Origin of the sequence: Prolixibacter sp. SD074 (assembly GCF_009617895.1) — a bacterium.
Classification (GTDB): Bacteria; Bacteroidota; Bacteroidia; order Bacteroidales; family Prolixibacteraceae; genus Prolixibacter.
On the sequence record NZ_BLAW01000001.1, the window covers coordinates 3524595 to 3545288 of the forward strand.

Here is a 20694-nt window from a genome sequence, read left to right on the forward strand (position 1 = left end):
CGAATGACAATGAAGAAGTTGAGGGGGCGGAAAAAGTGGAAGATTTATGTTGGCGGTGGACTGCTGGCTCTTTTTGTGCTTTGGTGGTTTAGCCTGCCCGATCCGCTTTTTTCGGACCCTTGCTCTACCGTTATCGAAAGCAGGGATGGAGCGCTGCTTGGAGCACACATCGCGGAAGACGGGCAATGGCGTTTCCCCGAAATCAAATCGCTGCCGGGAAAGTACAAAACCGCGGTCCTCGCTTTTGAGGATGAGCATTTTTACCGGCATCCCGGGGTCAATCCGCTGGCACTGGGGCGTGCGATGATTCAGAATATCCGGAACGGGCGGATTGTCAGTGGGGGAAGCACCATTACCATGCAACTCATTCGCCTTTCCCGGAAGGGAAAACAGCGTAACCTTTGGCAAAAACTGGTGGAAATGGCGCTGGCTGTCCGTGCCGAGGTCCGTTATTCCAAAGATGAAATTCTGCGTTTATATGCTTCCCATGCCCCTTTCGGGGGAAATGTTGTCGGGCTGGACGCAGCGGCCTGGCGGTACTACGGTCGCAGCCCTGACCAATTGTCGTGGAGTGAAGCCGCGACGCTGGCCGTTTTGCCCAACGCACCTTCGCTGATGTATCCCGGCAGGAAAAACAAGCTGTTGCTGGCGAAACGAAACCGGTTGCTTGACCGGCTGCAGCAACAGGGAAAAATTGACTCGATGACCTGCCGGCTGGCCAAACAGGAGGAGCTTCCGCAGAAAATATATGCCATTCCGCGAACCGCCCCACAGTTGCTGAACCGGGTTTTGAAAGAACATTCAGGAGAACGCATTAAAACGACTGTAGGCCGTAATCTGCAGCAGCATGTGAACGATGTGGTCCGGCAGCATTTGGTATCGCTAAAAGCCAACGGCGTTTTCAATGCGGCGGCTCTGGTGATGAATGTGGAGAACGGGGAGGTGCTGGCTTATGTCGGGAACGATCCGGACCGAAGTGGCGGCGACCACGGAGAAGATGTGGATGTGGTAACCGCACCGCGAAGTTCGGGGAGTATCCTGAAACCGTTTCTTTATGCAGCTATGCAGGATGATGGTTTGATCCTGCCCAATACGCTGATTCCGGATATTCCGACGAATATCGGCGGTTTCAGTCCGCAAAATTTTGACCTGAAATTCGAAGGTGCTGTTCCTGCTTCCATGGCATTGTCCAAATCGCTAAATATTCCGGCCGTCCGTATGTTGCGTGATTTCGGCGTCGACCGTTTTCATTCATTACTGAAGCGATTGCACTTTTCCACACTAAACCAACCTGCGGGGCATTACGGACTTTCGCTGATTTTGGGCGGAGGCGAAGTGGATTTGTGGAATTTGGCCGGAGCTTATTCCTCATTGGGGCGCATCCTGATACACAACGAAACGATGGACGGCAAAGCGTTAGCGAATGATTTCAGGGAACCGTCTTATCAGGAAAAGAGCTATTCGAAACTGGAAGCGAAAAATATTCCGATTTCGGCCGGAGCCGCGTGGTTGACTTTTGAAGCGTTGGTGAAAGTGCACCGTCCGTCGGAAGAAGCCGGCTGGGAATCATTTGCCTCTTCCCGGAAGGTTGCCTGGAAGACCGGGACCAGCTTTGGCTTTCGTGATGGCTGGGCTGTTGGGCTGGACCGGAATTACCTGGTGGCTGTTTGGTGTGGCAATGCCGATGGCGAAGGCCGTCCCGGCCTGACCGGAACGACAGCAGCTGCCCCCATCCTGTTCGATATTTTTCATTCGCTTCCTGCCGGGAAATGGTTCATGCAGCCGGCAGATGAAATGGTCGCTGTTCCTCTGTGTCGCGAAAGCGGATACCGGATGGGACCGTATTGTGTGCATCCGGATACGACCTGGATTATGCCAAAAGGATTGAACACAAAAGCCTGTCCGTTTCACCGGCTGGTGCATCTCGATCCTACCGGGAAATGGCAGGTTACCAGTGAGTGTGTGCCGGTGGACCAGATGATTCACCGCTCGTGGCTTGTGTTGCCCCCGGTAATGGAGTGGTACTATAAGAGGAGAAATCCGCTGTACAAATCATTGCCGCCCTTCCGCCCCGATTGTGCCGAAACGCCTGCGTCGAAAGTGATGGAAATGATCTATCCGCGTGAGAACAACCAGGTTTTTGTGCCAATACAGCTGGATGGTACGCCGGGGAAAGTCATTCTCGAAGCCGCTCATTCTAATCCTTATGCGGTGATTTACTGGCACCTCGATGATAAATATCTCGGAGAAACAACCGGGAAACACCAGGTACCGGTTAGTCCTTCTGTGGGAAAACATCTAATCACTTTGATTGATGACCAGGGAAATGAATTGGAAAAGACGATTGTGATAGTGGCCGGGAGAAACAAATAGTGGATTTGGAAATATATAATCGCGCCGATGGATTAAGATGTTGACCTGTTGAAAACATCGCAGGGATGAACCAGTCCTTCAATCTTTTGTTTAGTTTTGTGTCTTAAAATAAATGAACTATGGCTGATAAATTTTCGGATCCGATAGGCCGGCTGATGGGCTTGCGCTACAAATCGCACCCCTGGCATGGTGTACATATCGGAAGTGAAGCCCCGGAAAAAGTGACCGCCTATATTGAGGTGGTTCCGACAGATACCGTTAAATATGAGGTAGACAAAGATACAGGCTATCTGAAGATCGACCGCCCCCAGCGATATTCCAATGTGGTTCCTGCGCTGTACGGATTTATTCCGCAGACCTATTGTGGTAAGCAGGTTGGTGCCTTTTGTAGTGATAAAACCGGCCGGGCCAATATTAAAGGCGATGGCGATCCGATTGACATTGTTGTATTGACTGAGAAAGCCATTCATCATGGTGATATACTGGTATCGGCCCGTCCCATTGGAGGTTTTCGGATGATTGATAAGAACGAAGCGGATGATAAAATCATTGCTGTTCTGGACAATGACTTTGTTTACGGCCATTTTACTTCGCTGAAAGATGTTCCCGAAAACATCATCATCCGGTTGAAACATTATTTCCTTACCTATAAGGATATCCCGGATGAAGTCCGTAATTCGGAGATTACGCATATCTATGAACATGATGAGGCGATGGAAGTCATCAAACGTTCTATTTCAGATTACAGTCAGCGATTTGAAAACTTAGGCAAACTTTTGTCGCTCGACGATTAAAAAGATAGTTCCCCGGATCAAACAAGCCGTGTGAAAATAGCCTTGAAAGGCGCTTTTCACACAGCCTCTCTTGCCAGGGGTGGTTCCCGGTTTTTTATATGTCACCACCCGCTCACTTTTTTCGGGTATTATTTTTCAAATTGCCTGTAGCTTAACGCTGAAGCGTGAGGTAAGTGTAATCGAAATTATTCTTTTTGTTGTGATGCTCTTCCCGTTCCAGTTCTTCCCATTCGGTATAGTCTATCTCAGGGAAAAAAGTATCGGCATCAAACTTCTCGTGTACCAGCGTTAGGTAGAGTTTTCCGGCAATAGGATAGAATTGTTCGTAAATCATACCTCCGCCGATAACAAATGCTTCCTCTTCGTTTTTTACCTTTTCAACGGCTTCTTCAATACTCCGAACAATTTCAACACCTTCGAATGAATCCAGGGATTGTGAAATAACAATATTTCTTCGGTTGGGAAGCGCACCATTTGGGAGAGACAGCAACGTATTTTTTCCCATGATAATAGGATGGCCGGTTGTAATCTGCTTGAATCGTTTCAGATCATCAGGTAAATAAAACAGCAGATTATTGTTGCTACCAATTGCATAGTTTTTGGCAATGGCTACAATGATAGAGATATTCTGATGAATCATACCGAAACTTTTCCTTTAATGTGCGGATGGGCGTGGTAGTTCACCAGCTCGAAGTCCTCATATTTGAAATCGGAAATGCTGTTTACTTCCGGATTGATTTTCATCTGCGGCAGCGGGTAAGGTTCACGCGTCAATTGCAGTTTTACCTGCTCAAGGTGGCTATTATAGATATGCGCATCACCTAAGGTATGCACAAAGTCGCCCGGTTTCAATCCGGTTACCTGCGCCATCATCATGGTCAGCAAAGCATAAGAGGCAATGTTGAACGGTACGCCCAGGAAAATATCAGCACTACGCTGGTATAATTGACAAGAAAGTTTGCCATCGTTCACATAAAACTGAAAGAGGATATGGCACGGCGGCAAATTCATTTCCTCGAGCTGGCCCACATTCCAGGCGCTCACAATGATGCGGCGCGACAGAGGATTATTTTTTATCTGGTCGATGGCCCGTGAAATTTGGTCGATGTGTTCCCCTTTCGGTGTGGGCCACGAGCGCCACTGGTAACCATAAATCGGTCCCAGTTCGCCATTCCCGTCAGCCCATTCATTCCAGATTCGTACGCCGTTTTCCTGTAAATACTTTACGTTGGTTTCACCTTTCAGGAACCAAAGTAGTTCGTGAATAATCGACTTCAGGTGCAGCTTTTTTGTAGTCAATGCCGGAAAACCCTCCGACAAATCAAAACGCATCTGGTGACCGAAAACACTTAACGTACCGGTCCCGGTGCGGTCTTCGCGCGGAGCGCCGGTATCGAGAACATGTTGAAGTAAATCGAGGTACTGTTTCACGGGTGTTTAATTTAAGAAAGTGTTTATTCCGGGCTATTCGATAGCCCGGAATAAACATTTCCGGTTTGGTGTAAAATATGCTGCTTTTTGCAAAAATGCAAAATATTTCACCTATCCCATAATGGTACCGATGATGGTCGCTGACATCAATGATGCCAGTGTACCGGCCAGCAGCGCACGGAAACCAAATTCGGATAGCCATACCCTGCGTGATGGCGCCAGCGAACCAATTCCGCCAATCTGAATTCCGATGGAACTAAAATTGGCAAAACCACACAACATGTACGTGGCCATGATGATGGATTTGGGATCGGCAAAAGCCGACGCGGCATCCATTTTGGCTAGGCTGGTATATCCGATAAATTCGTTGATGATCACTTTTTCACCTAATAACTGTCCCACCAGGGTAATGTCATCTTTCGCAACACCAATGAGCCACATCAGCGGAGAGAACAGGTAGCCCAGAATAAACTGGAGGTTAAATCCCGTGTATTGGCCGTTAGTAACGTTGTCGACCCAGTGGTTTAATCCGGTATATCGCCCGATGAAACCGTCGAGGATGTAATTGACAAACGCCATGAATGCAATGAATACCAGCAGCATACCGGCAACGTTAAGAGCAAGCTTTAATCCCTGTGCTGTACCATTTGAGATGGCGTCGAGCATGTTGGCGCCCACTTTCTCTTTGGGAATATTGACGTCGGAGTTAATTTCTTCGGTTTGCGGAACCAATATTTTGGAAATCACCACAGCACCCGGAGCAGCCATCACCGAAGCGGAAAGCAAATGTTTGGCGAAGAGTAATCGCATCTGCGGATCATTCCCGCCCAGGAAATCGATGTAAGCCGCCAAAACACCGCCGGCCAATGTGGCCATTCCCCCCACCATGACCAGGAAAACCTCCGATCGGTTCATCTTACCGAGGTACTCTTTAATCATCAGTGGCGACTCCGTTTGCCCGAGGAAAATATTCCCGGCAACGGAAAGGCTCTCGGCACCTGATATTTTCAGGGCTTTGGTCATTACCCAGGCTAAACCGTAAACAACCTTTTGAATCACGCCCAGGTAAAAAAGTAAACTGGTGAGTGCCGAGAAGAAAATAATGGTGGGCAATACCTGGAAAGCGAAGATGTAACCATATGAGCTGGTGTTCATCAAATCGCCCAGGAGGAAGGTGCTGCCATCGCGGGTGAAGTCGAGAATTTTGACAAATATTTTTCCAAAGAATTCAAAAAATCCCTGGATAAATGGAACGTAGAGTACACCAACAGCGAGGCCTATTTGTATAGCCAGTCCGATACTTACGCCTTTCCAGTCGATGGCCCTCCGGTTTTTACTGAAAAGCCAGCCGATGAGGAGTAATGTAAACATTCCCAAAATGCCACGAAGAAACGATTCCATAGAAATCCCACGGGTATGGGAAAGAATTTGGGTAATATCGGGTGCATTGCCTGTGCCGCCGGCCTGTCCTGAAACGAGGGAGGTGTTAAGGCTGGCGATAAAGGCGTTCGTATGGAGCGCACTAATGTTAATGGCTGCCTCAAGGCGTCCGGGGAGGAGCAACAGTATTCCGGGGACGCTCCACACCAACAACTTCTTCATAGTGAAAAGTCTAAAAAATGATTACTTCTTCCTTTTTCTTCTTTGGATTTCGTCCCTGATTTCTGAGGCTTTTTCGTAATCCTCTTCCGAGACAGCTTTGTCGAGCATGGTGTTGAGCTCTTCGGTAGAATAAACAGAATAGTCAGAATCTTCGTCCTCTTCGGGCCCAACCATTTCTTTCTCTGGATCCGGGTTCTCTTCTCCGGAGCTTTCCTCTTCCTCGAAATCGAGGATAATGCCAGCTTTATCCAGAATATCCTCCGTGGTATAAATAGGGCATTCAAAACGGAGGGCAAGGGCGACAGCATCCGAAGTGCGGGAATCGACAGTTATTTTATTCCCGTTTTGTTGGCAGACAAGTTCTGCATAAAAGATGCCTTCTTCCAGCTTATGGATAAAAACTTCAACGACATTGATATGAAAGGCCAACGCCGTGTTTAAAAACAGATCGTGGGTTAAAGGTCGGGGAGGTTTTAAGCCTTCAAGTTGAATCGCAATTGCCTGCGCCTCTACGGCGCCGATTATGATTGGAATTCTCCTGTTACCATCTTCTTCCGACAGCACAAGAGCATAAGCCCCCGACTGGGTTTGACTGTAGGATAATCCAAGAATATTAAGTTTTATTTTTCTCATCAGGTCTTAATGGTATCATAAAGACTATGAGAACAAATATAAAAATAGTTTAGGGATTTTAAGGGATAAAGCGATGAAACCACCATACCGGGTTGATGTATAGCGTGGGTAAAGTCAAAAATATTTTGGTTAATACTTTGGTAATCAAAACCAGAATGCATACTTTTGCAATCCAAATAAATCCGAGTTGGCTCTTCAAGTGATGTATATTTATTATATATCCGCCTTCCGGACATAACAGTTAAAAGAACAGAAATGTACGCTATTGTAGAAATCGCCGGACAGCAGTTTAAGGTTGAAAAAGACCAGAAGCTTTTCGTACATCGTCTCCAGAATGAAGAAGGCGCTGACGTAGAATTCGACAAAGTATTGCTGGTTGACAACGAAGGCGAAGTAAAAGTTGGAACTCCCGCAGTGGAAGGGGCTAAGGTTACTGCCAAGGTGCTTGCACACGTAAAAGGTGACAAAGTAATTGTTTTCAAGAAAAAGCGCCGGAAAGGTTACCGGGTAAAAAACGGGCACCGTCAGTCTTTTACTCAAATTCAAATTGCTGAAGTAGTTGCGTAAACGTTAAAAACATTTTACCATGGCACATAAAAAAGGAGTAGGTAGTTCCAAAAACGGTCGCGAATCGGAAAGTAAACGACTGGGAGTGAAAATTTATGGCGGCCAGGTTGCCAAAGCTGGTAACATTTTGGTACGTCAGCGTGGTACCGCTCATCATCCGGGAGCTAACGTAGGTATGGGTAAAGACCACACCTTGTTTGCGCTGATTGACGGGACCGTAAAATTCCAGAAAAAACGGAACAACAGATCCTACGTAACGGTAGAACCGTATGTAGAAGATGCTGAATAAACGACCGTATTCAGCTCAACGATATTTATCTCCTGTTTTTGTTACTCCGGTAATGAGGCAGGAGATTTTTTTATGCTTAAATTTGTCAACTATTTGCGGTTAACAGTTAATTATAGAAAATAACATACCGACCATGTTAAGTCTGAAATTTATCCAGGAAAACCCCGATTTGGTTGTCGAACGATTGGCTGTAAAGCAGTTCGACGCGCGTGAGATTGTCGGCCAGGTACTTGACTTGTACCGCAGGCGTAACGAAACCCAAAACGAAGTGGATTCGCGCAAAGCGGAAATGAATAAACTCTCGAAGGAGATCGGCATGTTGTTTAAATCGGGAAAAACTGAAGAAGCCAATGCTGCCAAAGCCCGTACCGCTGAATTGAAAGAGTCGATTAAGGAGATGGGTCAGGAGTTTGACCAGATAGATGATGAGTTGATGAAACTGCAGGTACAGCTGCCAAATATTCCTTCGCCGCTGGTTCCTGCCGGGAAAACAGACGAAGATAACCTGGTGGTGGAAGAAGGGGGCGTGAAACCTGATTTGGGTAAAAATGCAAAGCCACACTGGGAACTGGCCGAGCAGTACGACCTCATTAATTTTGAGTTGGGTGTGAAAATTACCGGCGCTGGTTTCCCGGTTTACAAAGGTTGGGGGGCCCGTTTGCAGCGTGCGCTCATCAACTTTTTCCTCGACCAGGCACGCGAAAACGGTTATATCGAAGTACAACCGCCTTATGTGGTGAACGAAGCGTCGGGTTTTGGTACCGGACAGCTTCCCGACAAGGAAGGTCAGATGTACCACGCCACCACCGACAATCTTTACCTGATTCCAACGGCAGAGGTTCCGGTGACCAACATTTTCCGCGATGTGATTGTCGATGCCAAAGAGTTTCCTATCAAATACACCGCCTATTCGGCTTGTTTCCGTCGCGAGGCTGGTTCGTACGGGAAAGATGTACGCGGTTTGAACCGGTTGCACCAGTTCGACAAAGTGGAAGTAGTGCAGATAGCGCATCCCGATAAATCGTACGAAGTATTGGATGAGATGGTGGGCTATGTAAAATCGCTGGTCGAAAAACTCGAACTGCCGTTCCGCATCCTGCGTCTTTGCGGTGGTGACATTAGCTTCACTTCAGCGCTTACGTACGATTTTGAAGTGTGGTCGGCCGCACAGGAGCGCTGGCTGGAAGTTTCATCGGTTTCCAATTTCGAGTCCTTCCAGGCCAACCGGTTAAAATTGCGCTACCGCGAAGACGGTCAGAAGAAGCTGCAAATGGCACATACGCTCAACGGTAGCGCACTGGCGTTACCGCGAATTGTTGCAGCTATTCTGGAGAATTACCAAACCGCCGACGGTATTCGCGTACCGAAAGTACTGGTACCTTACATGGGAACAGAGATTATCAATTAAAAAAATATACCCCGAAAGGCCGGTTTTTTCCATGTATGTTATGGAAATGACCGGCCTTTTTGTGTCTTTTGTGGGGCGGTCCCGAATTTTCGGAAGCATTGGTGGATGTCATCCGAGCCTGAAAGGCTCTAATCCCGAAGCTTGGGGTATCACCCCAAGTATATGGGTCGGGTCTGATAAGCCCCCAGCCTGTAAGGCTGGCACCTTGTTTTTCTCTGGTCGGGGGAGATTGTTGAAGCCCTTCAGGCTTCTATGTTCATCTTGGTCTTTTTCCCGGGGCGTTGCCACCGGGCTATGGAATATCAGGCCTTCAGCCTATTTTTCCAGCTGGCATCAACGGTTGTAATTCGATTTTCCCGGTAGGGTGGCAGGTTGTTTTTGGACCTGATGCCTTTCGAATAGGCAGCGGCGCGAGTCCTTCTCTATGATTAGAGAAGGGTTGGGATGAGTAGAAGACGTTGTTTCGAATCCTCGAAGGTATCACTCCAGGTATATGGGGCGCGTCTGATAAGCCCCCAGCTGTAAGGCTGGAACATGTTTTTATCTGGTCGGGGGAGATTGTTGAAGCCCTTCAGGCTTCCCTCATTTTTGTTGTCCTTTGACTGGGGGCGATGCCCCCAGCTATGGAATTTCAGGCTTTCAGCCTGTTTTTCCAGCTGGCATCAACGTTTGTATTTCATATTTTTTCCCGGTAGGGTGGCAGGTTGTTTTTGGACTTGATGCCTTTCGAATATGCAGCGGCGTGAGTCCTTCTCTATGATTAGAGAAGGGTTGGGATGGGTAGAAAATGTTGTTTCGAATCCTCGAAGGTATCACTCCAGGTATATGGGGCGCGTCTGATAAGCCCCCAGCTGTAAGGCTGGCACCTTGTTTTTCTCTGGTCGGGGGAGATTGTTGAAGCCCTTCAGGCTTCTATGTTCATCTTGGCCTTTTTCCCGGGGCGATGCCCCCAGCTATGGAATTTCAGGCTTTCAGCCTGTTTCCCTTCACCTGACAGCGTCAACGTTTGTATTTCCATTCTTCCCGGGTAGGATACCAGTTTGTTTTCATCCTTTCCGGGTAACTTATATCGTTATTCCTGTTAGGCAGGAAGGTGGTCCGGCGCAGGTTTTGGCCTTCCCGGTTCAACAGGATGCTGCTAAAAGGGAACAGGGCGGGCAGTTATGGGTACAGGGGCGCCAAAAACTTAACAGCGAAGGCCCGGGAAGCTACAGGATGCCATGAAGAGGTAACAGGAAAGGGTAAAATACCCACAGGGCAGTTCAAAAGGTTACAGGAAGAGTGAATGATGCAACAGGGATGACAAATTATTCGACAGGAAGTGATTTTCCTTAACAGGGGACAGTAAAAAACCAACAGGACGAGCAAATTGCATAACAGGAAGTTGTTTTCCTGTCAAATGGATGGTTTTTTGCTAAAAGGGCACATTCTACCGGCGCGTTGACAGTCTGGTTTTCCCGGCAGGAATAAATTACAACTCGATGATGTTGCCGGTTCGCACCTGCATAAACGGAAATTCCTGGTAGAAACGCGCCAATGCCGGCAGACCGGTGCAGTGCGAGGGGATAACACGCGTTACGTTGTGCTCTTTCATGAAGGCAATGGTTTTCCCGATGCGTTCGGTTTCGCTGGTCAGGTGAAAGCCTCCGATAACGGCATACACCGGAAAACCGGGAATCACCTTCTGTGCATGCAATACCATGTTACAAATGCCCGAATGGGCACATCCTGAAATTACAACGAGTCCATGGTCAGTCAGTGCCGCCATCCCCGAATCGTCGGGAACAAAATCATCGCTGCCATCTTCCAGTTCGAAGGGTGTTTCTTTTGCTTCGAAATCGGTGACACGAGGGATTTCCCCCAGGAACCAAAGCCCATCAGAAATAGGGTAGGGTTCGCGGCTTTCGATAATATCGAACCGGTTTGCGATTTCTTCGCGGCTGGCCGGCATGCCCAGCGGGGAGTGGCCGGCTTTCCGGAAACGGGAAAGAAACGCATCGGGATGCAATATAAGAGGCTTGCGGCCGAGATGCATCAGTCCGTTGGCGTGGTCCCAGTGGCCGTGGCTCAGCACGATGGCATCAATCGTATCCAGGTCGATACCCAACATGCGGGCGTTGCGGATGATGATGTCCGACGGCCCGGTATCGAACAGGATGGTTTGACCGGATTCTACCAGGAAGGAGAGGCCGTGTTCGGCGGCGCAGACTTTGCCGGCCGTATTGTCATTCAGAATCGTGATTTTCATGGAGCTCTTTGTTATATAGTGGTAACCTGATGAAGAAACGGGTACCCTCCCTGGGTGATGTTTCGAACCAGATTTTTCCACTCAGGTTTTCGATAATATTTTTGGTAATGGCCAGCCCCAGTCCCATACCACTGGTTTTGGTCGTGAAGTTTGGCTCGAATAACTTGCTTCGAAGCTCTTTGGCAACACCAATTCCATTGTCCGATATTTCCACCTGTGCGTATTCTGCTTCCGCATCCAGCCTGATTTCAATCGAACCTTTCCGGTCCCTGGGAACAGCTTGCAAGCCATTCTTCACCAGGTTGATAAATGCGCGGCCAAGCTGTTCTTTATCAGCCAGGACAAATACCGGGCAACCGGACGGTTGTTCGAAATGGACCGAGGCTTGTGGATTATTGTCGAATAGGTTAGCGACTTTCTGAAGCCGGTCACATAAATCCAGTTTCTCGTAGTGAGCTTTGGGCATTCGGGCAAAGTTGGAAAAGGCCGATGCAATAGCTGATAGTGTTTCTATCTGCTCAATGAGTGTTTTGGTTACTTGCCGGAAGTATTCATCGAAATTTTCTTTTTCCTGTTGACGGGCACGTTGGAGGTATTGAATACTCAGCTTCATCGGGGTGAGCGGGTTTTTTATCTCGTGAGCAATTTGTCTTGCCATCTCCCGCCAGGCACTTTCGCGCTCCGAACGCGCCAGCAAATCGGCGCTTTCGGCCAGATCGTCCACCTTGAGGTTGTATTCTTTTACCAACCGGCCGATTTCGTCGTTGGCACGGTAGTCAATTTTGTCGTTCGCTTTTCCCAGTTGGATACCGCGCAGGTTCTCTTCGATGGTCCGTAATGGCGCCGTGATGCGGCTGCTAATGAATACCGCCACCATCACACTGATGAGGGTAAGAAAGATGTAAATATTGAGGAAGGCCACAATAAAACCCGAAATTTGCTGCATCAGCTCGTTTTGTTTGCTGAGGTAGGGAATGTTCAGGTAGCCTAACAGTTCATTGTTGTTGTTGAAAACGGGGACATACGACGAATAGAACGTCATGTTTCCCAGCTTTTCCCGATGCAGGTAATTGGTCCGGTGCTCTACCGACATGGCATAAAATGCCCGCGGGTTCATCCTGGGGGCAGTCAGTCCGCGTTCGTAAATTTCGTCGCGCGAAGTGGCAATCAGTGTCCCGGTAGTATCAAAGAGATTTACATCGACCCAGGAAATATCGGAAAGTTGAATCAATTCATAATCCAGGTAATTTTCCATGTCGGGCGAAATTCGCTCTTCCCGCCCCAACCGCATTTCCAGTTCGGCCGATACCGTTCTGATTTTTTCGTTCAGGTTTTCCTGAATAGATGTCTTGAATTGTGTATAGTTGTAGGCAATAATCCCAAACCCGATGATCAGCAGAGTTCCCAGCAAAATAGAAATGAGGGAGAACTGGATCTTTCGGCGGAAGTCCCAATGTAGCCTGAAAAAATACCAGCCTTTCGGATTATTTAGCCCGATGACCAGGAGCCCGGCAAGGTAAGTAAGTAAGAATAGGTATGGAAACGATGCCAGTCGTTTTACAAAAGACATTTTCGGATAACTAACGACCGTATAATTGTCATCACTGATGTGGTAGGCACAATGTGAATAGCCATCCAGATCGTAGAAGTAAAACTCCCCGTTCCCGTGAAGGTATTCCTTGATAGACAAGGTATATGCAAATTTGCCGCTGCGATCGGCCAATTGATTATTGTAATATTTCGCGTAGCAGAAACCATCGCGACGGTTTTTGCGGGCGGCGCGTTCGTCGAGCAAAAGCTCGGGGTAACCTTGCCCTTCCGGGATTAACCGGGAATTCAATTCCACAAAAACGGTAAGGGGCCTTCCATCGACCGCGCTTTTGAACCCCATTTGTCCAAAGTAAGAGATACGTCCGTTGAGTTTATCCATGAAATAAAAATCGCTGCCCGGTATTTCCACACCGCTTTGCGAAACCATATTCTCGAAGAAAGCGTGACACGGATGCAAGTCGTTGTCGGGTTTCACCAGCACACTATCCTGGTCACCGCACACGGTTACCTGCAGATCGTAATCGCGCCAAAAACCGGTGAAATAATTTTTCCTCAGGTATTGCTCCAGCACATCGTATGGCGGGACCAAAAGCGTCTGAAGAAGCGTATCGCTATGAAGGCGTGGTTCCAAATCGGAAAGAAATAGCTCGGCTGCCGGATCACGTTCCGATGCCAGGTTAACGGCCAATACTTTCTGAATAGCGGTATTACGCTCCTGTACCTGCACAAATAGCATATGGTCGAAAAGCAAAGCTGCCAGGAGGGAATAAACGACAAGGAATGTTGTCCGGTATTTCAGTAAGGCATCGTAGCGGATAAAATAGAGCGCCGTAATAACAATGATGTAAAAAGAAAATGGAAACCAGTTGACTGCTTGTCCACCCATCATGAAAATGATAAGCGCCAATATGGCTGAGGCAACTGCATATAGAAGATATTGCTTCAGGTTAAGAATATTTCCGGCAATAAATCGCAGGCGAAGGACGATGAGCAGGAAACCCAGGCACTGAAGTACCAGCGAGATGAATCCCAAAACATTGGGAAGGGAGATTCGCATTTCCTGGTAAAACTCAAAATCGATTGAAGAGTTCAGGATGAGCACCTGAAACAGAAAAATGGTGAATGTAAAATAGAATGCGGCAAAAAGAAACGGGAGTACCAGCGAAAAACGGCCCCATTTGGGGTGATGAAAATCTTTGACATCCAATGAGCGGAAAAATACCAGCGCCACATAAAGTAATAACAAGGAGAGCAGGAAAAATTCGCCCAGTGAAGGCAGCCATGAGCCGGCAGCAAAGTACACGGGTGAAAACAGCCGCAGGTATTCGAAAATGGCCGGGCTGTCCAGTTGGTTAACGAGGTAATAAATCCCGACGGCAATCAGCAAACTAAAAATGATTTTTACTGATCCCCTTATCGGGGTTCGCAGCTTTAGTATCTGAACGGTATAGATTAATAGAAAGAGCAATGAAATAAAATACAAGCCGGATGGGAAATAAAGAGCATACTCCGGAGAGACTAATTCTCCGGTAGGTTCCAGCGAGAAATGAAATTTTCCATTGCTGTCGTTTACATTGTAAACCGGGTTGTCCGAAGGGCTTTTGTGAATTAAAAAGTCTGGCGGTAACCGGAAATCGTCCGGGAAATGATCGCGAAGATATTTGTTGTGATAAGGGTAAACCTGTTTGATTAGAATGTAACCGACCAATGTAAGACTGTCCGCTTTTACCTGTTTGGCCATATACCATCCTGTTGGTAGTTTTTGAACTGGCTCATTGGCTGAAATGAGCGGTAGTGGATCGTCGAACGCAGTTTCGGATGACGTCCAGAATATCAGCGAATCACCCCGATAAATATTGAATGAGATTCCTTCTTTTGACAGTTTATCCCAGTGGTTGGCAACATTTAACGAATACCGGTCGGAGGAAACGGCAACAGGATGAAGTGCCACATCTTCCAAAACCCCATTGAGCACTGATTCTTTTTCCTCCACCACATGGGCAACGTGAGCTACCTCGCGATGAAGTGTGGAATTGTTGAGAAGAAGGTGTTCCCAAAACCAGGCAATGCCCAGAAAAATAATGGAGAAAAGCAATAACCGGTGTTGAAGCCAGATTTTTCGCATAGGATTTATTCGTGATGATAAGGTTCGCCATTTAAGATGCTCATGGCACGATACAGTTGTTCAATGAAAATCAATCGGGCCATTTGGTGCGAAAAGGTCATCTTCGACAGTGATAATTTTCCGTTTGCCCGTTCCTTAACCGCCGGAGAAAAACCATAAGGGCCGCCAATGACAAAAACCAGGTGTTTTGTCCCGGCTACAATGCGCTTCTCCATCCATTTCGAAAAATCGACTGAACTCAGTTCTTCTCCCTTCTCATCAAGCAGAATGAGTTGATCCATGACGTTAACCTGATTTAAAATCAGGACGCCTTCTTTTTCTTTCTGTTGTACGGTGGTCAAATTTTTACTGCTCTTAATATCCGGGATAGTTTTTATCTCAAATGGCAGATAATGAAACAGTCGTTTACTGTATATATCGATTCCTTTCTTCAAATAATCCTTATCCGTTTTACCGATGACTACCAGAGTTACTTTCATGTTTCGTTTTTCCCGAGTTGCTTTGTAAAGGTTAAATTTAATGATTTAAAAGGAGCGGCGTTGTTCGGTCCGTTCTAATTACAATATTTTTGTATCTTGCTTGATGTTTTGCATGATTGTTGCATAACAGTTTCGGTAACTAAATATAGCGATATGAAGAAAAAAGCAGGAAAAACTTTAATTGCTTTGTTCCTGTTTATCCTTCCGGCCACGGTTCTGTATGCACAAATGCCGGACCAAATTATTATCGGGTTAAGCTCAGGGAACGCGAAAATGCTCGCTGCTTATTTTAACGATAATGTTGAGCTTGTTATACTGAACAGGGAAAACGTATGTTCCCAGGCTCAGGCTGAACAGATTTTGAAGGATTTCTTTACTAAAAATAAACCCAAACAATTTCGGGTGATCCACCAGGGCGGAAAGGAAGATGCCCGCTATGCCATTGGTAGCCTGGAAACTGATAAGGAAACGTTCAGGGTGTATTTCTTATTAAAGAATAAGGATAATAAACCATTGATCCATCAACTTCGCATCGAAAAAGAGTAACCAAAATTACGCAATTGCCTGCTTATGGCTGTGACAGAACTGAAAGAATATGTCCACAAGCGGCTGGAACACATTCGGGAGTGGGCAAAGAAGATTTCATTCCCAATTTTTGAAGATGTACCCCTTTACGATGTTGGTTTGTTTTTCTGGAAAGGAATTGTAAACGGTTCCATCACCACAAGGGCTTCAGCTATTGCTTTTAATATTATCCTGGCCATATTCCCGGGCATTATTTTCATCTTTACTTTAATACCCTACGTTCCCATTGAGAATTTTCAATCGGAATTGCTGGGATTGATTGAAAGTATTCTTCCCCGGAATGCTTTTGAAGCCCTTAGCAGCACGGTGGAAGATATCGTTACGCAACCACATGGTGGATTGTTGTCTTTCGGGTTCTTTTTCGCCCTCATTTTTGCTACTAACGGGGTTGATTCGCTGATTTCAGCATTCAATGCCACCGTACACGAAATGGATACCCGCTCATGGTGGAACCAGCGGGTGGTTTCGTTGGCCCTGGTTATCATCCTCACATTATTGATGACGGTTGGAATTGCGTTGATCACCTTCGGACAGGTGGCACTTAATTTCCTGGTCGATAAGCATATTTTGGTAAAAGACTTTACTTACTATTTATTGCAGGTAGGTAAGTGGCTGGTCATTTGTGCGATGTTCTTTTTTACCTACGCGTTTTTATTCTATTATGCGCCTGCCCGAAAATCCAAGTTTCGTTTCATTTCAGCCGGGGTGAGCCTGGCAGCTATTCTTTCGCTGATTACTTCACTGGGGTTTTCATTTTACATCAACAATTTTGGACGGTACAACAAATTGTATGGTTCCATTGGGACCTTGCTGGTGGTCATGATTTGGATTTATTTCAATGCAGTAATTTTGATGGTGGGATTTGAATTGAATGTGAGTATAGCCAACGCCCGAAAGAGGGATAAACGATTTTCAGCCGGTGAGACTGAAGAATTTTCTAACCTCGATTTAAAATGAGAAGTGGACAAACTTCCTTTACGATATACTATTGCTTCCTGACAATCATTTTCTTCTTCATGGTTACACCTCACGTTGTCGCCCAGCAGAAGGATGCCAAGGTGATGATACGTGAACAGGCCAATCGCTATTACCAGGAGCAGAAATATGATAAGGCAGCCGGGCTTTTCATATCCCTTTACAATGATACCGGCGCCGATGCCTATTTCGAATATTACCTGCGATGTTTGGTCGAATCGGGTGATTATAAGACGGCCTTAAAAGCCATTCGTCAGAAACACAGGGAGAGTAAACGGCTAAAATACCTCGTTTGGCAGGGATACGTGTATCGTCGCGAAGGAGATAATAAGCGTGCGCAGGAGAGTTATCAACAGGCTATCGACGGTCTTCAGCCGGAACGTTCACGTATTGTTGAGCTGGGAAATGCTTTTTATACGTTGGGCGAAATGGATTGGGCGGGCAGGGTTTACCAGGCAGCGCAAAAGAAATTTCCATCGCAGGAATTTCATTACGAGTTGGCACAAATTTATTTCCGTACCCGGAATTATCCGTTGATGCTGAACGCTTACCTTGATTTACTGAAATCGCAGCCTAAGGCATTGACCACCGTTGAGGGCCGGTTAATGACGGCATTCTATTACGATATCGATGGGGAGCTAAAGAGTGAAATGCAGAAGACAATTTTGGCTCGTTTGCAGGCACAGCCCGGTAATGTGGTGTACAGCAAATTGTATGTATGGTTTCTCATTCAGCAAAAGAATTATTCTGCTGCGTTAAGTCAGGCGCTGGCTCTCGACCGGAGAACCGGAAACGAAGCTTCTACTCTGTTAAATCTGGCTCAATTGGCAGCCAAAGGCGGAGCTTACGCTGAAGCTCTTCGGGCATATGACTACCTGAAAAACCGAAAAGGGGACAATCCCTACCGGGAAGAAGCACAACTGCGGCAAACACAAGTTGCCTACCAACATTTTCTGGCCGGCCATCCTTCGCGAAAAGCAGCTGTCGATAGTTTGGAGCAATTATTCCAGGAAACATTCCGTCAACTGGGAGAAGGCCGTTACACCCTGTTTTTAATGGAAGACTATGCCCGGTTTCTGGCATTCTACCGTTATCAACCCGAAAAAGCCATCAATTTGCTTGCGAAAGCTGAAAAGATGCAGGGACTGGATCAGGCACAAAGAGGAGCGCTGAAGGTGGAGCTGGCCGATTGTAATGTGTGTGCCGGCGATTATTGGGAAGCGGTTTTGTTGTATGCTCAGGCAGACAAAGCAATGAGGGGAACAGCCCTGGCCGATGAGGCGAAATTCAAACGGGCGAAATTGGCTTACTACATGGGCGATTTTAATTGGGTAAAGGCCCAAATGGATATTTTAAAAGGAAGTACAGCCAAGCTAACAGCCAACGATGCGTTGGAGCTTTCTTTGCTTATTGAAAATCATGAGTCACCCGATTCACTGAACAGTGATTTGCAAATGCTGGCCCGTGCGGACTTGAATTTGTTTTGCAATCGCATGGAGCAGGCACTTTCGGTGCTCGATTCGCTAAAACAGAAGTTTCCTTACAGCGATTTGGCGGAGGAGGTATTATCCCGGAAGGCAGAAATTTTGGTGACGCTTCAGAAATATTCCGGGGCAGCAAAAGTGTACCGTGATTTATTGGCAAAGTATCCCGAAGGAAGAGATTGCGAGGAAGCCCGTTTCAGGTTGGGGCAGTTATATCAAGAGAAGTTAAATCTTCCCGATAAGGCCGAAGCTATCTATAAAGACATTGTTTTGAATCATCCCGGGAGTATTTACATCGAAGAGGCACGAAAAAGATTCCGGGCACTCAGGGAGAAGTAAGTTGGAGAAAAGGCGACGATTCTTCTTCTTCTTCGCGTACCGATCCGAGTGGTGAATGAACGGATTCGTTTTTTTAATTTATACAATTCACACTCCTTTTTGCTGATAAAACCGGTAAATTCGAAACGAAATTCAATTGTATTGGAAAAAGAAAAAACCATATTAGGAATAGACCCTGGTTCGAACGTGATGGGGTACGGTGTAATAAAAGTTGTTGGTACAAAAGCTCAGATTGTTACGCTGGGCGTGGTAAAAACCTCCGGGTTTGGCGATCACTATCAAAAACTTCGTCACATTTTTGAGCGGACCCTCTATTTGGTAGACGCTTTTCAGCCGGATGAAGCCGCCTTGGAAGCCCCGTTTTACGGAAAGAATGTGCAGTCGATGCTGAAGCTGGGGCGGGCGCAAGGGGTGGCCATGGCAGCGGCGCTTTTTCGTGGTGTCCCGATATTTGAATATGCTCCGCTGAAAATCAAACAGGCCATCACCGGAAGTGGTTCCGCATCGAAAGAGCAGGTGGCCTATTTTCTGAAGCAGATGTTCAACATGGACATTCGCCCGAAAGAGTTGGACGCCACTGATGGTTTGGCAGCAGCGGTGTGTCACTACCTGCAGGGGAAAAATCCCGCCAAGGGAAAATCGGATAATAGCTGGGAGGAGTTTATCCGGAAAAATCCGGACAGAATCAAATGAAATCGTTTCCAGTTAAAAGTAAAAGGGACTGCAAATGCAATCCCTTTTGTTGTAACAGGCCGATAATAAGCTGTATTATAATTCCTTTTTAATCTTTTTTGTAATTTCTTTGAATTCTTCTTCCGATGGTTTCAACTTCGGATTGGAAAAATTAATGTCTTTCTCATTTTGCATGGGCACCAGATGAATGTGGGCATGGGGCACTTCCAGCCCCAATACAGCAACACCCACTTTTTTACATGGAATGGCTTTCTTCAGAGCCACGGCCACCCGTTTGGCAAACAACTGCAAACCGGCATACAACTCATCATCCAGGTCGAAAAGATAATCCACTTCTTTTTTAGGAATAACCAGTACGTGCCCTTTGGCCAGGGGAAGAATATCGAGGAAGGCCAGGTAATTATCATCTTCGGCTACTTTATACGCCGGAATTTCGCCTTCAACTATTTTCGTGAAAATGCTTGCCATAAACTTATGTTTTATTGGTACTAAACACCCATTTCAATATTTACTACCTCGAATGGAATAACACCCGAAGGAACTTGTATCTCTACCTCGTCGCCAATTTTCTTTCCAAGCAAGCCTTGTGCAATGGGAGTATTGACGCTGATTTTACCGGCTTTCAGGTCGGCTTCAGTTTCTGACACAATGGTATAAGCCATTACGGCATTATTCTTCTTATTCTTGATGGTCACCTTGTTCAGAATTTGAACGGATGAGCAATCAATTTTCGATTGGTCGATAATGCGGGCGTTGGCTACCTGTTCCTGAAGTTTGGCAATTTTCGCCTCGAGCATACCCTGTGCATCTTTGGCGGCATCATACTCAGCATTCTCCGAAATATCGCCTTTTTCAATGGCTTCGCCTATCTGCTTTGAGATTGCCGGCCGTTCAACCGATATCAGTCGTTCCAGATCAGCTTTCAATTTTTTTAAACCTTCAGCAGTTATATATGTAACCTTTGCCATTTATCTTTTGATTTTTCGTTAACACACTAAAAAAACAAGAAGAATCCCGAAAAAAAAACGGAACTCTTCCTTTTGTTGAACCACAAATTTAAGGTTTTTCCTGAATATTCCACGAAGGATGTTGTAAAAAATGTTTTTTCACGCAAAACG

The 20694-nt window shown here is 46.5% G+C and carries 18 protein-coding genes; 9 read left to right on the plus strand and 9 right to left on the minus strand.

Annotation, left to right across the window (positions count from 1 at the left end):
- Positions 1-3 precede the first annotated feature (3 nt).
- A complete protein-coding gene (pbpC, locus tag GJU82_RS15085) occupies positions 4-2373 on the plus strand; it encodes a penicillin-binding protein 1C (protein ID WP_228488721.1) in 2370 nt (789 codons plus the stop codon).
- A gap of 119 nt (positions 2374-2492) precedes the next feature.
- Positions 2493-3167 (plus strand): inorganic pyrophosphatase, encoded by a 675-nt coding sequence (locus GJU82_RS15090; RefSeq protein ID WP_153632908.1) that lies wholly within the window; start codon positions 2493-2495, stop codon positions 3165-3167.
- A 151-nt stretch (positions 3168-3318) separates the two neighbouring features.
- On the opposite strand, the gene GJU82_RS15095 is transcribed toward GJU82_RS15090, so the two are convergent.
- From GJU82_RS15095 to GJU82_RS15110, 4 genes are all read right to left on the minus strand, one after another.
- Entirely contained in the window at positions 3319-3807 is a 489-nt protein-coding gene (locus GJU82_RS15095; RefSeq protein WP_153632909.1) for a dihydrofolate reductase, read from the minus strand.
- A complete protein-coding gene (locus GJU82_RS15100; RefSeq protein ID WP_153632910.1) occupies positions 3804-4598 on the minus strand; it encodes a thymidylate synthase in 795 nt (264 codons plus the stop codon). Before GJU82_RS15100 ends, GJU82_RS15095 begins: the two co-directional genes overlap by 4 nt.
- Before the next feature lie 111 nt (positions 4599-4709).
- Positions 4710-6200, minus strand: coding sequence for a NupC/NupG family nucleoside CNT transporter (locus tag GJU82_RS15105; protein ID WP_153632911.1), 1491 nt, complete (start codon positions 6198-6200; stop codon positions 4710-4712).
- Positions 6201-6221: 21 nt separating this feature from the next.
- A complete protein-coding gene (locus GJU82_RS15110; protein WP_153632912.1) occupies positions 6222-6833 on the minus strand; it encodes a bifunctional nuclease family protein in 612 nt (203 codons plus the stop codon).
- Between the two features lie 255 nt (positions 6834-7088).
- Between GJU82_RS15110 and rplU the strand changes: the two genes are divergently transcribed.
- From rplU to serS, 3 genes are all read left to right on the plus strand, one after another.
- The gene (gene rplU, locus GJU82_RS15115; protein WP_153632913.1) at positions 7089-7400 is read left to right on the plus strand and encodes a 50S ribosomal protein L21; all 312 of its coding nucleotides are present in this window, start codon (positions 7089-7091) and stop codon (positions 7398-7400) included.
- A 19-nt stretch (positions 7401-7419) separates the two neighbouring features.
- Positions 7420-7689 carry a 50S ribosomal protein L27 gene (gene rpmA / locus GJU82_RS15120; RefSeq protein WP_153632914.1) on the plus strand — a complete coding sequence of 90 codons (270 nt, stop codon included), beginning with the start codon at positions 7420-7422 and terminating at the stop codon, positions 7687-7689.
- A 133-nt stretch (positions 7690-7822) separates the two neighbouring features.
- Positions 7823-9097, plus strand: a complete 1275-nt coding sequence (serS, locus tag GJU82_RS15125; RefSeq protein ID WP_153632915.1) for a serine--tRNA ligase — start codon at positions 7823-7825, stop codon at positions 9095-9097.
- 1471 nt (positions 9098-10568) lie between these two features.
- On the opposite strand, the gene GJU82_RS15130 is transcribed toward serS, so the two are convergent.
- Genes GJU82_RS15130 through rlmH form a run of 3 tightly spaced genes read right to left on the minus strand, consistent with a single transcriptional unit; the run spans position 10569 to position 15500 of the window.
- On the minus strand, positions 10569-11345 hold the full coding sequence (locus tag GJU82_RS15130; protein WP_153632916.1) for an MBL fold metallo-hydrolase: 777 nt from the start codon (positions 11343-11345) through the stop codon (positions 10569-10571).
- Positions 11323-15021, minus strand: a complete 3699-nt coding sequence (locus GJU82_RS15135) for an ATP-binding protein (RefSeq protein WP_153632917.1) — start codon at positions 15019-15021, stop codon at positions 11323-11325. The genes GJU82_RS15130 and GJU82_RS15135 overlap by 23 nt, the downstream gene beginning before the upstream one ends.
- A gap of 5 nt (positions 15022-15026) precedes the next feature.
- Positions 15027-15500, minus strand: a complete 474-nt coding sequence (gene rlmH / locus GJU82_RS15140) for a 23S rRNA (pseudouridine(1915)-N(3))-methyltransferase RlmH (RefSeq protein ID WP_153632918.1) — start codon at positions 15498-15500, stop codon at positions 15027-15029.
- 153 nt (positions 15501-15653) lie between these two features.
- Here rlmH and GJU82_RS15145 point away from each other — a divergent pair, with 153 nt between their 5' ends.
- The 4 genes from GJU82_RS15145 (at position 15654) to ruvC (ending at position 19576) form a co-directional block, all read left to right on the plus strand.
- Entirely contained in the window at positions 15654-16046 is a 393-nt protein-coding gene (locus GJU82_RS15145; protein WP_153632919.1) for a DUF4783 domain-containing protein, read from the plus strand.
- 24 nt (positions 16047-16070) lie between these two features.
- Positions 16071-17042 carry a YihY/virulence factor BrkB family protein gene (locus tag GJU82_RS15150; RefSeq protein WP_153632920.1) on the plus strand — a complete coding sequence of 324 codons (972 nt, stop codon included), beginning with the start codon at positions 16071-16073 and terminating at the stop codon, positions 17040-17042.
- Positions 17039-18883, plus strand: a complete 1845-nt coding sequence (locus GJU82_RS15155; protein ID WP_153632921.1) for a tetratricopeptide repeat protein — start codon at positions 17039-17041, stop codon at positions 18881-18883. Before GJU82_RS15150 ends, GJU82_RS15155 begins: the two co-directional genes overlap by 4 nt.
- A gap of 141 nt (positions 18884-19024) precedes the next feature.
- Entirely contained in the window at positions 19025-19576 is a 552-nt protein-coding gene (ruvC, locus tag GJU82_RS15160) for a crossover junction endodeoxyribonuclease RuvC (protein WP_153632922.1), read from the plus strand.
- A 75-nt stretch (positions 19577-19651) separates the two neighbouring features.
- Here the strand turns inward: ruvC and GJU82_RS15165 are convergent, their stop codons facing one another.
- Together GJU82_RS15165 and greA are read right to left on the minus strand one after the other, a co-directional pair.
- A complete protein-coding gene (locus GJU82_RS15165; RefSeq protein ID WP_153632923.1) occupies positions 19652-20044 on the minus strand; it encodes an HIT family protein in 393 nt (130 codons plus the stop codon).
- A gap of 20 nt (positions 20045-20064) precedes the next feature.
- Entirely contained in the window at positions 20065-20544 is a 480-nt protein-coding gene (gene greA, locus GJU82_RS15170; protein ID WP_153632924.1) for a transcription elongation factor GreA, read from the minus strand.
- Positions 20545-20694: the final 150 nt, after the last annotated feature.